Genomic DNA, 13,544 nt, shown 5'->3' with positions numbered 1-13,544 from the left:
TTGGTGAAGGGCTGTTCTTTGGCGAGAACTCTTCTACCAGGGGCCTTACGTCTGTTCTAGGGCGGGCGGGTGGACAGGCACTGCAAGGCATCACACTGAGTCACGACAGCTTGCCCGGAAAGGCTCACTCAAGCTGACGTGAATTCCTGAGGTTCAGAAGAGGGCAGGCGGTGAGGAGATCGGCATGGCATCCAACGTCTTCGAGGACAAGCCCGACGAAACGATCAGGGCGCTCAGCCGCCTGCCCGACACGTTCGCCCCACCCTCACCCAAAGAGCCGTTCCTGCGGGCAGCCCTGTCCGCTCTACGGCGACGGCCGGATCACGCGAAGCCGACTTGTTGGCTGGTCCACGAGCTCGGGGACTCCTGTGCCCGATCCGCGTTGGAGTACGAATGGGCCGGGTTGTGTCACCCGCTCACCTATCACCCCTGGCCGAGCGGTGCCCCGGGAACCGTGAACGATCCCGGAGTGCTCTTCGCGCAGCGCGCCGCGCACATCGGTTGGTATCCCCCACTGGGGTTCGGTGACGAGGAAGAGCTTGGTGGCCACCTGGCTGCTCTCATCCAGGACGAGAGCCTGGTGGAAAGGGCGGCGGCCCTGTGTAGGTACGGCCGATACTGGACCCTGGGCGCGTTGATCGAGCATCGAATCACGCAAGACCTCTTCTCCTGGGTGGCGCGCCACCGCCCGGAGGAGGCGGTCGGCGCAGTACTGACGGAGCTGGTGGCCGCTCTGAACGCCGAGTTTCCGGTCCCGGTGCACACGGCCCGAGAGAAGCTTCGCCCCCGAACGGTGAGTGGTGAGTCGAGATTTCCCATCTCGGTGCGCGGCATCGCGCACGGTTCCCAGGCCACCCTGATCACGTCGAGGATCAAGCTGCCCCGACCCCATAAGACGGAAGGGCACGTCTCCTACCTGCACTGGGAGGGTTTCTCGAGGCTGGAGGACGACCTGGGCCACCTCTATCTGCTGCGGCTGGACACGGAGAAGCAGGGCCGGGGCCGCACGGGCACCGATGAGGAAGTGACCCAGGTCGTGATTCCCGCCATCGTGCCGCAGGCCCGACGGCTGTATCTGACCAGTCCCGGCTACTGGGAATCCCAGATCCAGAAGCTCGAGGGCCATCCCCGAGGTAGGCCGGTTCACACATCTGTGCCGGACAAGGCGATGGTGACTGTGAACCTCACCTGAATTCCCTGCCGCGATCATGTGAGCCGTCGGGCTTTGGGAGCGCGGGGACGACGTACTGCCGACCGCGCCCGGCCCCAGGCAGAGCGAAGCCCGGCGCTGGGTGCCGCGACGAACGCGGTGGAGGCCCGCCCGTACCCGGCGCGGACCTCCCATGGCTCAGTGCGTGCCCCGACTCAGTGCGCTGACGGCGGGCGTTCCAGGCCCAGGTGGCCCCGGAGCGTGTCGGACTCGTAGTCCCTCCGGAACAGCCCGCGCTTCTGCAGGACGGGGACCACGTGGTCCACGAAGTCCTCGATCCCGCCCGGAAGGGACGGGGGCATGAGGTTGAACCCGTCCGCGCCGCCGTTCTCGTGCCACTCGGTCATCCGGTCGGCGATCTGCTCGGGGGTTCCGACCATGGTGCAGTGTCCGCCGCCGGCGGCCAGCCGTCCGAGCAGCTGCCGCACCGTGGGCTGCTCGGAGCTGATGATGCGCAGGATGGTCTCGTAGCGGCCCTTGGGACCGGTGAACTCCTCCAGTGGCGGCAGCTCGGGAACGGGGGCGTCCAGCTCCCAGTCGCTGCAGTCCTGTTCGGTGAACAGGCTCAGCTGCTGCAACGACTCCTCGACCGGCAGCAACTCGTCGAGTTCGCGCTGCTTGGCTCTGGCCTCCTCCTCGGTGGAGCCGACGTAGGTGACCAGCCCGGGCATGATCCCGACGGCCCGGGGGTCGCGGCCGACCTGGCGGATCCGGGCTTTGACGTCGCTGTAGTACGCCTGGGCGCTGGGCAGGTCGTAGGCCACGGAGTAGATGGCCTCCGCGCGGCGGGACGCCAGCGTGCGGCCCTGCTCCGACGAGCCCGCTTGGAACAGCACCGGGTTGCCCTGGACCGGGCGCGGCACGTTCAGCGGACCGTCGACCTGGAAGTGCCGGCCCTTGTGGTCGATGGGGCGCACCAGGTCCGGGTCGGCGAAGACGCCGCTTCGGTCGTAGTGGATGGCCTTGTCGCTCCAGGAGTCCCAGAGCGCCAGTACCGCCTGTACGAACTCCTCGGCGCGCTCGTAGCGCTCCTGGTGTGCGGGCATCTGCTCGTACCCGTGGTTGCGGGCCTCGGTGTCGAACATGGACGTCACCACGTTCCAGCCGATCCGTCCCCCGCTGATGTGGTCCAGGGAGGCCAGCAGGCGTGCGGCGTGGAAGGGGGTGTAGAACGTGCTGGACACGGTGCTGACCAGCCCGATGCGGCTGGTGGCCCGGCTCATGGCCGACAGGGCGGTCAGGGGCTCGAGGAACCACCACGGGCCGCCGGCGACGTTGCCCGCGGCGTGGCCGTCGGCGAAGAACACCGCGTCCAGGCGCCCGCGTTCGGCGGTGCGGGCCAGTTCCTCGAAGTAGGTGATGTCGCCGACCCGTTCGGCGGGCGAGTCGGGGTGGCGCCAGGCGGCCTTGTGGTGGCCGCAGCCGAAGATGAACAGGTTGAGGTGCATCTGGCGTTCGGTGGGGGCGGCCATCAGTTCATCACCAGCCCGCCGTCGACGACGAGGTTCTGGCCGGTGACCGCGCGCGCCCAGGGGGAGGCGAAGTACAGGGCCGCGTCGGCGAACTCGGCCGGGGTGGTGACCCGGCGCAGCGGGGTGGTGGAGGCGATCATGTCGAACACCTCGTCGGGGGTGGCGGAGCTGGCGTCGGTGGTGCGCAGCAGGCCGCCGGAGACCATGTTGACGGTGATGCCGTCGGGTCCCAGGTCGTGGGCGAGCGTGCGGGTCAGCGACAGCAGGGCCGCCTTGGCCGCGGTGTAGTCGTGGTAAGGGACGACCGGCTGCTGGAACAGGTTGGTTCCCACGTTGATCACCCGGCCGAACTCCTGGCCGCGCATGGCGTCCAGGGCGGCCCGGACGGTGTTCAGGGCGCCGTGGACGGTTCCGCTGAACTGCTGGTCGAGGTGTTCGGGGGTGAGGGTGTCGGCGTGGGGCCGGGCGTCGCCGTTGAAGGTGAAGTCGGCGAGCGCGTTGTTGACGACGGTGGTGACCGGGGTGCCGAAGTGGTCCTGGGCGGCTTGGACCATCGCGGTGACCTGTTCGGGGTCGCGGACGTCGGCTTGCACGGCCAAGGCGCGGTCGGGGTGGGCGGTGGCGAGTTCTTTGGCGGCTTCGGCGCTGTGGAGGTAGTTGACCACCACGCGGGCGCCTTGGCCCAGGAAGGCCCGGGACAGGTGGGAGCCGAGTCCCCGGGCCCCGCCGGTGACGACGACGGTCTGCTGGTCGATGGGGAGCGCGGTGCGGGAGGAGCTCATCGGTGGCCTTTCTGACATGGGCGAAGGTGATCCCCTCGGCCACCGATGCCACCGGCCGTGTGCGGACATCCCTTCGCCAGCGTTACCTGGATCAGGTTCGACGGGTGTCATCTCAGCCCGGGAATTCGGTTCCGGGCACCCCGTGTCACTCCCGCTCAAGGTAGCCCATGGGTGCTGTCCCGGGCTACTCCTCACGCGCACGGCCTCACCCCATGGGAGGGCGGCTGTCGACTAGCCCCAGACCTCTTCGGCGGTCTCCACGATCAGGCGCAGCTTGGCCACCTGCTCGTCGTAGGTCAGGTCGTTGCCCTCGAAGGTCGAGGAGAAGCCGCACTGGGGCGACAGGCACAGCTGCTCCAGCGGCACGTGGCGGGCGGCCTCCTCGATGCGGCGCTTGAGTCCGTCCTTGCTCTCCAGCTCGCCCTTCTTGGTGGTGACCAGGCCCAGGACCACGTACTTGCCTTCGGGGACGAAGCGCAGGGGTTCGAAGCCGCCGGAGCGCTCGTCGTCGAACTCCAGGAAGAAGCCGTCCACGTCCAGCTCGTTGAAGAGCTCCTCGGCCACGTGGTCGTAGCCGCCGCTGGCCACCCACGAGGAGCGGAAGTTGCCGCGGCACATGTGGGTGGTGACGTTCATGCCGGTCGGCCGGTTGGCGAGTGCGGAGTTGAACTGGCGGATGTAGCGGGTGTGCAGCTGGTCGCCGTTGTCGCCGCGCTCGTCGATCATGCTGCGCTGTGAGGGGTCGTTGAGGTAGGCGAGGCTGGTGTCGTCCAGCTGCAGGTAGGTGCAGCCCAGCTCGCCGAGGGCGCGCACCTGGTCGGCGTAGGCCGCCGACAGGTCAGCCCAGAACTGTTCCTGGTCGGGGTAGACCTCGGGGTCGATGGCGGCCGAGCCGCCCCGGTAGTGGACCATGCTCGGCGAGGGGATGGTCAGCTTCGGGGTGTTGCGCGTGACGGTCTCCCGCAAAAAGGCGAAGGCGTCCCCGAAGATGGTGTGCTCGGACCGGATGCGTTCGGTGACCCGAAGCCCGGAGGGGGTGAACTCGATGTCCTCCTTCTCGTTGTGGAAGGTGACCTTGAGTTCGTCCTTGACCTTGGAGATCCCGCCGAGCTGGTAGATGAAGTCCATGTGCCAGGACCCGCGGCGGTGTTCCCCGTCGGTGGCCGACTGGAGCCCGGCCTCCTCCTGCATGCGCACGACGTCGCGGATGGAGTCGTCCTCGATTGCCCGCAGCTCCGCGTCGTCGATGCTGCCCGCGGCGTGCTCGGTGCGCGCCTTGAGCAGCCGTTCGGGCCGCAGCAGGCTGCCGACGTGGTCTGCGCGGAAGGGCGGTGTGGTTTTGCGTGCCATGTGGGGCTCGGCTTTCTGTCAACGGGGGCCGCGGCCAGCCGACACGTTCGCGCCCTCTGGCACGGTCACCGTCGGGGGCAGGGTGCCGAGCCACTTGGTGCGGGCACGGTTCCACCGTGTCCGGTTGCGCATAACCCAATTCGTGCGGAATGCGAACAATTGTTCTCTGAGTGAACCTATTGGATCTCCTACACGAGGTCAACCCTCAGACACGCCGGAAGGCGATCATCGCCAGCTCACCGGCCCGGCCCATGTGCGGGCCGCACGCCTCCGCCCCCGTGTCCCGCAGTACGGACACCAGCGATCGCCGGCCCCGTCGACCGCCGCAATGACGAGCGCCGCGGCTCGGTCGTTCAAGGATCCCGTACGTTCCCCGCCTCCAGGTGGCGTTTGGCCCGGGACATCTCCTCTGCGACCTCCCTCTGCAGCCGACCGCGCAGAAGGGGTTCGTAGAACCAGCGGAGGGCCGCCGGGAAGGTGAAGTTCAGCGTCCGGGTGACCTCGGTGCCGCCGGGGACCTCGCGGCAGACGAAGCTCGCGTGGAAGTGCGCCATCGCCCGGGCGATCCGGTTCCGCGGGGCCGGCGCGAGCGAGATGTCGACGCGTTCGCCCGGCGTGAGTTCGACGAGTTGGATGACCGGGGTCGGTGTGGGAAGGCCGCCGAGCGTGGGGCGGCACTTGAACTCGGTGACGTTGCCCTGGCGCCTGGCCCAGTGGACGGGGCGGATCTTGTCGTCCACGTGCTGGTAGCGCTCAATGTCCATGACCAGCTGTAGGAGATCGTCCGGAGCGCACCGGATGGTCTCGGTGGCTTGCGCGGTAACCATGGTGAGAGAGTACTCTCTCACCATGGAGTCAACAAGCCCTCGGTCTTCGACCAGCCGCGAGCGGTTCATCACCGAGGCCGCCCGCCTCTTCGCCGCCAAGGGCTACAAGGCCACGAGCGTCGCCGACATCCAGGTCGCCTGCGGGCTGACCCCCGGATCCGGCGCGCTCTACAAGCACTTCCGGTCCAAGCGAACCCTCCTGGACGCGGTGGTGCGCAGGCACAGCCGAACCCTCAGCAACGGTAGAAGCAGTTTCGAACGGGAGCTCCCGGAGAACCCCCACGACGCGCTACGCCTGATCGTGGACGAGACCTGGCGTGGCATCGAGCGCGACCGCGAGCTGCTCCGCATCATCCTGCGCGACCTCGACGGTGTCCCCGACCTCCTGGAGGAGATCTGGGCCGACATCGTCGCGGCCGTCTACACCGGCCTCTCCGACTGGCTGCGCGCGGAGTCCGCCCAGGGCAGGATCCACGTGGCCGACCCGCGCGCCACCGCGGCCGTCCTCATGGGATCGCTGACCTACTATCCGATCCTCGACGCGCTCATCGGCCACGTCCCCGGAGACGTCTCCGCCGAGTCCTACGCCGCCGCCTGGGTGGCCCACGCCGCGGCGACGCTCGGACTGCCCCCGGAGGAGCCGGTCGCACCTTCGGACGCCCCGTCCTGATCCGGCGCGGGGGCGGTCCACAACCATCAGCGGGAACCAGAACCGGATCGGCACAGTCAGACCCGTATGCGCAACCGAAGGGAGAGGAACGTGCTTGTCCGTGCGCTGTCCGGGGCGGCCGTCGGTGCTGTGCTCGGTGTCGTCACCGTCGCGATCGCGGCGGGGGCTACCGCAGCACTCTCGCACTTCACTCAGACGGCTCAGGAGATCCCCTACCTCTTCCAGGCCGCTTGGGCGGAAGCCGGTCAGCAGACTCAGCGGTACTACTCACCCGACGAAACGGGGATGCTGGCCGTGGTCCTGCTCTTCGCACTCGCGGGCGTGCTCTACGCCGTGTTCGCCAAGAGCGGGCAGCGCCGGAAGAGCAGCAGCAAGCAGTAGTGGCGGCCGGGCACGGTCCGGGAGCGTTGCTCAGGGACGCGGGGTGCGGGCGGCGGCCTCCACGAGCAGCTCGCGGAGGCCGGGCCGGTGGACGTCCGCGGCGGTGCGGAACTTGACGTGCCGCGCCTTCTTGCCGGTGCCTTCCAGCAGACCGCCCGGATCGAGGTCGGCGAGATCGGCGCCCTTGGCGAACATGAGGTTCACGTGCCCGGAGTGCACGGCGATGGCGGCGACCAGGTGCTTGTACGTGCCGGGCCTGTAGGTGTAGCCGATCAGCCTGGCCGAGGGGTCGGGCTCTTCGACCGCCCCCGGGACGGCATCGGCCGCGAGCCCACGCAGCAGGGTGACGATCTCGCCAACGTCCGCATCGAGGCCCCTGACCAGGTCCTCCGCGTCATCGCCCATGCCCCCGATCCTACGGGCACGGCCGCTGCCGTCCCAGGCCGCTCCGGCGTCAGTCCAGGTAGTTGCGTACCGTCTCGCGGATGGTGTCCGCGTGGTGGTAGATCTCGTCGACGGTGTCCACCGGGTGGCGGGTCTCGTTCTTGTCCGCGTCGAAGGTGCCCAGGTACTTCTTCGACTTGGCGTTGAAGTGCAGGCGCGCGATCGGTTTGCGGTTGTTGTCGTCGAACAGGATCGCGAAGTAGCTCTTGGAGTCGCGGTGGGCGATCCGCTGGGGCTTGACTTCGCTGCACGCGATCGCCTTGACCACCTGGAAGCCCTCCAGCTCCTCCAGGGTGGTCTCGATACCCGAGTCGGACTCCTCGACTTCTTCCTCGGCCTCCCCACTGTCGACGGGTTCCACCTCGACCTGCGGGCGCGTCGATTCCAGGGCGTTCTTCAGGCGGGCGTTGACCTGGTCGTCGAGGAAGGCGGAGGCGGCTTCTTGAACGAGCGGTGTGAACTGCTCCCGCGCCCGCTTGGTGAAGGGCTTGTCGTAGACGCGGCCAGCGAGGAACTTCACCCACTCGTCGTCGGGGTCGTGGAACTGCTCCGCCAGCGTGCGCTTGAGCGCGCCGAGGTACTTGAGTTTCTCCGCCGCGTCGATCACCGAGGTGAGGTCGAAGGAGGCCTTCGTGAGCTTGCGCAGTTCCGGGAGCAGGCTCTCGTCGACGTCGTTGAGGTCGAGCACCATGAACGGCTTGGAGTCCATGAGGTTTGAGGAGTCCAGGTCGGTGTAGAACTGGTACTCCGCCCCGTTGGTGAGGATCGCGATCCGCGCCTTGGTGACCGAGAAGTACCGGTAGAGCTGAGAGGCGTGTTCCGCCTTCAGGCCGTCGTCGACCTTCTTGCACTCGACGAGGATCTGCACCTCGTCGTCGTGCATGATGACGTAGTCGACCTTCTCCCCCTTCTTCACGCCGACGTCGGCGGTGAATTCGGGAACCACCTCGTGCGGATCGAAGACATCGTAGCCGAGCACGGTGGCAATGAACGGCATGACGAAGGCGTTCTTCGCCGCTTCTTCGGTCTGGATCACCTCGCGCTGCTTCTGCACCTTGGCGCTGAGCGCGGCGATCGTCTCTTCGAACTCCATACCGGACCCTTCACGGAAGTCTGACGGTGGGAAGTAGGACTGCGGTCGGAGACGCCCGGGAACGGGCCGGGTTCAGGACCAACGTCCTGTCGTTGAGCGGACCTCCGAAGCCAGGTAAACCCGGAGGTTCACAGCACCGTCCTGACTATCGAAGCCCGCGACGGCACCGCGTAACACATAGTACATGCTATGCGTGTGAACTTAGCTAACAATGAAATCTCAGGCGGCGGCGTGGCCGCCCGGGCGGGGAACTCCGGTCAGGGTTGGTCCGTCAGGCGCCGGGCACAAGCTTCGAGGTCCTGCTGCTGGACCAGATACGGCAGTGGGACACCGACCTGTCCGCCCTCGCCGGTTCCTGCCGTGTAACGGCCGCGCTCGATGACGGTGTCCCCGCTCCTGTTCTCCCGAACGGGCATGTAGCCCGCGCTCCGCAGCGCGGTGATCGTCTCTTTCGCTGATTTCGCACTGATCAGGACGGTGTCGGCGATCAGGCGCGGACGCAGGTCGCGCAAGGACCGGTCCGCCACCATCTCCCGGGCAAGGGCCGGGTCCGCGCACCGCACACAGCTGGCCGCGGCCGCCACCCGGATCCGCCCGTGGGCGCGGGCGGTGTCCTTGACCAGGTATTCCAGGGTCTGGGGCAGGGCGCCGTCCGCGGCCACCTCGGACAATTCTTCGAGGATTCGGTCGCCGGTGTACCCCTCGTCCAGGGCGCGGCCCACGGAGGTGGCGGACAGACGCCACACACTCGCGTACCCGTCACCTTCGCGGTCGGCGACGGTGGACAGGAGCTGTTCCAGCCGGGTCGCCGGGGTCCCCATGACCGTGGCGGTCAGGTCCCCCTGGAAGCGGACGGTGTCCTGCACCTCGGGCAGCAGGGTGTTCAAGGCTTCGGTCAGTGCCGCGTTCGTGCCGGTCAGTGCCCGTCCGATCGGGGTGAGCGCCCCGTGGGCGATCAACCCCACGCGTTCGGCCTCGCGTACGAGGTGAGCGGAGGGCACCATATTGTCCGCGACGAGGATGGCCGAGTCGCGGTACCAGGCTGCGACACCGACCAACGACCACAGCGGGCCGAGTGCCGGGATCTTCGTCCTGGCCAGCTTCTCCACCTCTGCCTGCCCGCTGATCCCCGTCCCGTATCCGTCGGGCAGGTCCGCCAGGGCCAGGAGCATGCCGGTGCGGAACGGGGCGACGCCCGGTTCCTCTTCCTCTGCCGGTACAGACGCTTCCCGGCCTGGCCGTGGGGTGGCGACGACGGGTAGTTCCGTCCAGGCACGGAGCAGAGCGGTCAGCCGCTCCGCCGGGCCGGCTCGGAACCAGGCACTGTCGGGTTGGTCCGCGGTGAGGGCCCGCTCGGTCGGGACGAGCGCCCCGGCCCGGTGGGCGAGTTCGATCCACAGGAAGGTGTGTTCCCGTGGCTGTCCCAGTGCGTCGGCGATGCGCTTCTGGTCGCGTGCGGTGATTCCGCCGCTCTTGCGCATGGTCAGCGGGGCACGGACGACTTCTGCCACCAGCCGGTCCACGGCGCCCAGGAATCCGAGCAGTGCGGCGCGGCCTTCGTCGCGCACCAGGGACTCGTCCACGGGTACCCGGCCGAGCTCGGGCGGGTGCGGGGTGAACGGCCTCGGGGTGCGCTCTTTGAGGTATTCGTCGATCTCCTGGGGCAGCATCGCCAGGTCCCGCTTGTACGGGTGCGGGACGACGAGCCCGCGCTCGGCGAGCCAATCGGTGTCGGGGTCGCCCGACCCTTCCGCGCGGAAGCGGAACTTGACCTCGAAGGGCGGGCCGCCGACGAAGCAGTGGGTGGCCAGGAGCTTCTCTTCGGCCGCGAGTGCCTTCAACAGGTCCTTCGCACCCGGAGGTGCCGTGTCGAACAGGTCCCGGAGCCTGCTGGGATCGGTCAGGGCGGCGACGACGTCCTGCTGCACCTCGTGGCGCCTGCGTGTGGGGTCCACCCCCAGGGCCAGCGCCACCCGGCGTACCTCCGGGACATTGTAGAGGGTGTCGAGTGCTTCCGAGACGCGGGGCGGCCGTATCCGGCTGTGTCCGAACTGCTCCACCAGTCCGGTGGCCAGGTGGTGGTCGCCTCGGCCGGTGGGCCAGGTGAGGGCTTGGGCGGAGAGTTCGGCGATGGCCGCCTCCGCCGCCCGCCGAGCGTCGTCACTGGGCAGGTCCAGCACTTCCAGGACCCGCAGCCAGTCCACGGTCAGACGTTCCCCGTGCCCGATGGCCTGCAGCGCCGTGGACACTGCGGGATCGTACCCGCCTTCCATAGGGTCGGTTACGGCGAGTTCGGCCGCCACCTTGAGGAGTTCGCCTTGGGCCTGGGTGAGTGTGTCCACTGCCCCGGGTCGGTGCAAGAGCTCGGAAAGGTTGGAGGAGAGGCGCATCGGTTCCGAACCGCGAAGCCTCTCGGGGAGGGTGCGCAGGGCGTCCGCGACGCGTTCGACCGGGAGGGTTCGCAGGTGCTCACGCAAGGCATAGACGCGGTTCATACATAAGACGGTAGCGACTCAGCCCGGCGGTTGTTACCCGCTTCCACACAACGCACTCACCAGAGTCCGCGCACGGGGCACATGCCGGTCGCACATGTCGGTCGCACCTGCCAGCAGGCGGCGGGCGCGGTCAGGCCTGGCGGGGCCAGGACTGCAGCGCGGCTCGTGCCAGCAGCTTCCCTTCGGCAGTCGGACGGGCGTCGCGTCCCCTGTCGTTCAGGGCGCCCAGGAAGAAAAGGACGTCGTGCGAATCGCGGACCAGGTCGAGCACCGCACCGCGTACCACGGACCAGCCTTCGGGTTGAAAGCTCCTCCACCCGAGCGCACTCAGGGCCCGGCCCACGGCCGTGAGCACGTCCTCCTCTCCCCCCGCTACCGCGAGCAGCAACAGCAACCCGCCGTGGGAGCTCCCGGAACGGATCTCGTCCACCGGGATCCGCTCGGCCAGGTGGGTCCACAGGGCGACCGGGTCGGCGGCCGCCTTCCGGCCCGCCGGGGTCACCATCAGCCGCCCCCGGTAGCGCCGGACCAGTTTCATCCGCTGCGCCGTCTCCCGAAAGTCTCGGACGGGCACGGTCTGTTCCTCGCGGTTGAGCTTGCCGCCCCAGGTCCCCCGAAGGCCCAGTACGTCCGCGGCCGCCTCGACGCTGGCGGGCCTGAAGTACCCGGCCTTGGTCAACTGCACCCCGTCCGGCCCCGCGTGGTCGAGAAGCCAGGCGTACGGGGCCACCATTCGGCGGGCCGTGTCCTCGTCGACCTCCACCGGGGTGTCGAGTCCGGCCCGCTCCACCATGGCCGTCAGCTCGCCCTCCGCACCGAAGAAGGAGGCGTCGGTGAGCAAGTCCGCCACGGGACCGGGCAGCTGTGCTTGTTGTCCCTGCCCGTCTGTGTCCCACAGTACCTGGGCCGGTCCGGGTTCGGGGAACAGGCGCTCGAGGTCCTTGTTGACCGCCGCTTTGTCGAAGGGGACGGGCTTCCAGGAGGAGGGGTCCTCGCCCTCGTCGCTGTGGGCGCGGAAGTCGGCCAGCGCCTCTTCGTGGTGGGGGTGGTCCCGGTGGTTGACCGCGTCCCAGAACTCGTAGCCGCCCACCCCTCCGCAGTCCTCGACCGGCGCGGGGCGGCGGCCGTCGGTGCATCTTGCCCGAGGGGTGTCGTCGGCCAGCGCGTCGGTCTTCTGGAGGGTGAGCACGTGATCCCAGCAGTCCCCGAAGTCGTACAGGTAGAAGAGCCGGTCCGCCTTGCGTTCGAGGACCTCGTCGAGGCGGACCTGCTCCTCCGGGAGTCCGGGTTCCCCTTCCTCCAGGTCGTAGGAGGACAGGAAGTGCGCCGTGTCGCGGTCGTAGAAGCGCTTGCCGCCCTTGCCGAACTTGTGCAGGTGGTCGTCGTCCCACGCGAACACGGCTTGGAGGACGTCGTGCACTTCGTCGAGGTAGAGGTCGGAGGCCAGCTCCAGGCGCCGCCACAGCGGGGGTGAAGTGCGCGCTAGCTCCACCCTCACCGTGAACAGGGCGGGCTCGTCGCGCCGGGGGAACAGGTTCGGGGTGAAGGATGCGGCTCCGAGGAACATAACTCGACCGTAGCGAGGATCCCGCGTGCGCGCGCCCCTTTGCCGGCTTCAAGCGCACCACCTGGAAATGCCAGGTCAGGGACCGGTCCGAGGTCCCAGGGGAGGCGGTCCAGCGCCCAGGTACCTTACGGAGTCGCTGTGGTCGGCGAGGGTCGAGGACGCCCCAGTGGTGGCCAGGTCCCACTCCGTGGCGCTCTGGTCGTGGGAGGCTGTGGCGAGCCGTCACCGAACGAAGGGGGCTCATGGCTGATGCGTGTCTCCCTGCTTGACCGCTCGCGGACGCGCAGTGGCGAGTCCGACGCGGAGACGATCGCGACGACTGTCGAGAGGGCAGTACGTGCGGAAGAACTTGGTTTGCACCGGTTCTGGACCGCCGAGCATCACGGGGTCCCAGGCATCGCCAGCGCGGCTCCCGCTGTACTGCTCGCGGCGATCGGTGCCCGCACACGCAGCATCCGCCTCGGCACGGGCGGGATCATGGTTCCCAACCACAGTCCGCTGGTGGTCGCCGAGCAGGCGCTGCTGCTTGAGGCGCTCTCCCCCGGAAGAATCGACCTGGGGCTGGGCGGCTCGCTCGGCTTCACCGCTCCGATCCGGCGTGCGCTCGGGCGCACCGCCCTGCGCGAGGGCGAGTACCCGGCTGACGTCGAGAAGATCCAGCGGTATCTGAGTGGACGGGCCGAGATCACCGCCCGGCCCAGTGTCGGTCCTCCGCCGGTATTCCTGCTCGCCGTCCAGGGCGGGTTGTCCCTCGCCGCCGACCTGGGACTTCCGGCGGTGATCGGAGGGCCGGTTCTTCGTGACGCGGACAGACTGGCCGCGTACTTCGAGGATTTCCGTCCGAGCCCGACTGCGTCTGCTCCCTACCTGGTGGTGTCTGTGGACATCGCCGTCGCGGAGACCGCGGAGCGCGCCCGCGACCTGCTGTTGCCCGAAGCCTGGGCGTTCGCGGACTCCCGGGATGTCGGAGAGTTCCGCGCGCTCCAGCCCGTCGAGGAAGTGCGCCGGTTGCTCAGCGACTCGAGCAGCGCAAAGAAGGTCAAAGCGGTGAACGACTCGATGGACGCCGCGATCGCCGGCACCCCGGATCAGGTGGCGGACTCACTCACCGGCCTTCTCGAGCGAACCGGTGCCTCTGAGGTTCTCGCGAGCGTCAGCACCTACGATCGCGACGCAGTCAGAAGAACCGATGAGTTCCTCGCTTCCCTCCAGGTTCCGTAGTAAGCCACACCAGACCCGTTCGGCCCCGCCTT

General features: G+C 68.5%; 12 protein-coding genes and 1 riboswitch. Of the genes, 4 read left to right on the top strand and 8 right to left on the bottom strand.

Annotated features, from left to right (window positions below; translation table 11 throughout):
• The first annotated feature begins 184 nt into the window (after positions 1–184).
• On the top strand, positions 185–1,192 hold the full coding sequence (locus tag ACYVDG_RS11625) for a hypothetical protein (protein WP_460749452.1): 1,008 nt from the start codon (positions 185–187) through the stop codon (positions 1,190–1,192).
• A gap of 173 nt (positions 1,193–1,365) precedes the next feature.
• Here ACYVDG_RS11625 and ACYVDG_RS11620 read toward each other — a convergent pair whose 3' ends face one another.
• The 4 genes from ACYVDG_RS11620 to ACYVDG_RS11605 form a co-directional block, all read right to left on the bottom strand.
• A complete protein-coding gene (locus tag ACYVDG_RS11620) occupies positions 1,366–2,682 on the bottom strand; it encodes an LLM class flavin-dependent oxidoreductase (RefSeq protein WP_460749449.1) in 1,317 nt (438 codons plus the stop codon).
• Complete coding sequence (locus ACYVDG_RS11615; RefSeq protein ID WP_460749446.1) at positions 2,682–3,464, bottom strand: 3-oxoacyl-ACP reductase; 783 nt, start codon at positions 3,462–3,464, stop codon at positions 2,682–2,684. The genes ACYVDG_RS11620 and ACYVDG_RS11615 overlap by 1 nt, the downstream gene beginning before the upstream one ends.
• 51 nt (positions 3,465–3,515) lie before the next feature.
• Positions 3,516–3,617, bottom strand: a riboswitch (TPP riboswitch).
• Positions 3,618–3,695: 78 nt separating this feature from the next.
• The gene (locus tag ACYVDG_RS11610; RefSeq protein ID WP_460749441.1) at positions 3,696–4,814 is read right to left on the bottom strand and encodes a 5-methyltetrahydropteroyltriglutamate--homocysteine S-methyltransferase; all 1,119 of its coding nucleotides are present in this window, start codon (positions 4,812–4,814) and stop codon (positions 3,696–3,698) included.
• 353 nt (positions 4,815–5,167) lie between these two features.
• Complete coding sequence (locus ACYVDG_RS11605) at positions 5,168–5,641, bottom strand: SRPBCC family protein (protein WP_460749436.1); 474 nt, start codon at positions 5,639–5,641, stop codon at positions 5,168–5,170.
• Positions 5,642–5,663: 22 nt separating this feature from the next.
• On the opposite strand from ACYVDG_RS11605, the gene ACYVDG_RS11600 reads away from it, so the two are divergent.
• Entirely contained in the window at positions 5,664–6,311 is a 648-nt protein-coding gene (locus tag ACYVDG_RS11600; protein WP_460749433.1) for a TetR/AcrR family transcriptional regulator, read from the top strand.
• A gap of 90 nt (positions 6,312–6,401) precedes the next feature.
• Positions 6,402–6,692 carry a hypothetical protein gene (locus tag ACYVDG_RS11595; protein ID WP_460749429.1) on the top strand — a complete coding sequence of 97 codons (291 nt, stop codon included), beginning with the start codon at positions 6,402–6,404 and terminating at the stop codon, positions 6,690–6,692.
• 30 nt (positions 6,693–6,722) lie between these two features.
• Here ACYVDG_RS11595 and ACYVDG_RS11590 read toward each other — a convergent pair whose 3' ends face one another.
• The 4 genes from ACYVDG_RS11590 to ACYVDG_RS11575 all read right to left on the bottom strand — a co-directional run bounded on the left by ACYVDG_RS11590 (position 6,723) and on the right by ACYVDG_RS11575 (position 12,291).
• Positions 6,723–7,097 (bottom strand): DUF1801 domain-containing protein, encoded by a 375-nt coding sequence (locus ACYVDG_RS11590; RefSeq protein ID WP_460749425.1) that lies wholly within the window; start codon positions 7,095–7,097, stop codon positions 6,723–6,725.
• 49 nt (positions 7,098–7,146) lie between these two features.
• Positions 7,147–8,229: a type I restriction endonuclease gene (locus ACYVDG_RS11585; RefSeq protein ID WP_460749422.1), complete on the bottom strand. Its 1,083-nt coding sequence runs from the start codon at positions 8,227–8,229 to the stop codon at positions 7,147–7,149.
• Positions 8,230–8,486: 257 nt separating this feature from the next.
• Positions 8,487–10,724, bottom strand: coding sequence for a helicase-associated domain-containing protein (locus ACYVDG_RS11580; protein ID WP_460749418.1), 2,238 nt, complete (start codon positions 10,722–10,724; stop codon positions 8,487–8,489).
• Between the two features lie 130 nt (positions 10,725–10,854).
• Positions 10,855–12,291 (bottom strand): plasmid pRiA4b ORF-3 family protein, encoded by a 1,437-nt coding sequence (locus tag ACYVDG_RS11575; protein WP_460749413.1) that lies wholly within the window; start codon positions 12,289–12,291, stop codon positions 10,855–10,857.
• A gap of 249 nt (positions 12,292–12,540) precedes the next feature.
• Here ACYVDG_RS11575 and ACYVDG_RS11570 point away from each other — a divergent pair, with 249 nt between their 5' ends.
• The gene (locus tag ACYVDG_RS11570) at positions 12,541–13,512 is read left to right on the top strand and encodes an MsnO8 family LLM class oxidoreductase (protein WP_460749408.1); all 972 of its coding nucleotides are present in this window, start codon (positions 12,541–12,543) and stop codon (positions 13,510–13,512) included.
• Positions 13,513–13,544 lie beyond the last annotated feature (32 nt).

It is taken from the genome of Nocardiopsis oceani (assembly GCF_054777395.1).
This window is presented reverse-complemented; position numbering and strand designations above follow the sequence as displayed.

Excerpts from the sequence above, each read along its gene's own strand:
- ACYVDG_RS11605 (WP_460749436.1), bottom strand. The coding sequence starts at position 5,641 with ATGGTTACCGCGCAAGCCACCGAGACCATCCGGTGCGCTCCGGACGAT.
- ACYVDG_RS11600 (WP_460749433.1), top strand. The coding sequence starts at position 5,664 with ATGGAGTCAACAAGCCCTCGGTCTTCGACCAGCCGCGAGCGGTTCATC.
- ACYVDG_RS11590 (WP_460749425.1), bottom strand. The coding sequence starts at position 7,097 with ATGGGCGATGACGCGGAGGACCTGGTCAGGGGCCTCGATGCGGACGTT.
- ACYVDG_RS11615 (WP_460749446.1), bottom strand. The coding sequence starts at position 3,464 with ATGAGCTCCTCCCGCACCGCGCTCCCCATCGACCAGCAGACCGTCGTC.
- ACYVDG_RS11580 (WP_460749418.1), bottom strand. The coding sequence starts at position 10,724 with ATGAACCGCGTCTATGCCTTGCGTGAGCACCTGCGAACCCTCCCGGTC.
- ACYVDG_RS11625 (WP_460749452.1), top strand. The coding sequence starts at position 185 with ATGGCATCCAACGTCTTCGAGGACAAGCCCGACGAAACGATCAGGGCG.
- ACYVDG_RS11585 (WP_460749422.1), bottom strand. The coding sequence starts at position 8,229 with ATGGAGTTCGAAGAGACGATCGCCGCGCTCAGCGCCAAGGTGCAGAAG.
- ACYVDG_RS11620 (WP_460749449.1), bottom strand. The coding sequence starts at position 2,682 with ATGGCCGCCCCCACCGAACGCCAGATGCACCTCAACCTGTTCATCTTC.
- ACYVDG_RS11610 (WP_460749441.1), bottom strand. The coding sequence starts at position 4,814 with ATGGCACGCAAAACCACACCGCCCTTCCGCGCAGACCACGTCGGCAGC.
- ACYVDG_RS11570 (WP_460749408.1), top strand. The coding sequence starts at position 12,541 with ATGCGTGTCTCCCTGCTTGACCGCTCGCGGACGCGCAGTGGCGAGTCC.
- ACYVDG_RS11575 (WP_460749413.1), bottom strand. The coding sequence starts at position 12,291 with ATGTTCCTCGGAGCCGCATCCTTCACCCCGAACCTGTTCCCCCGGCGC.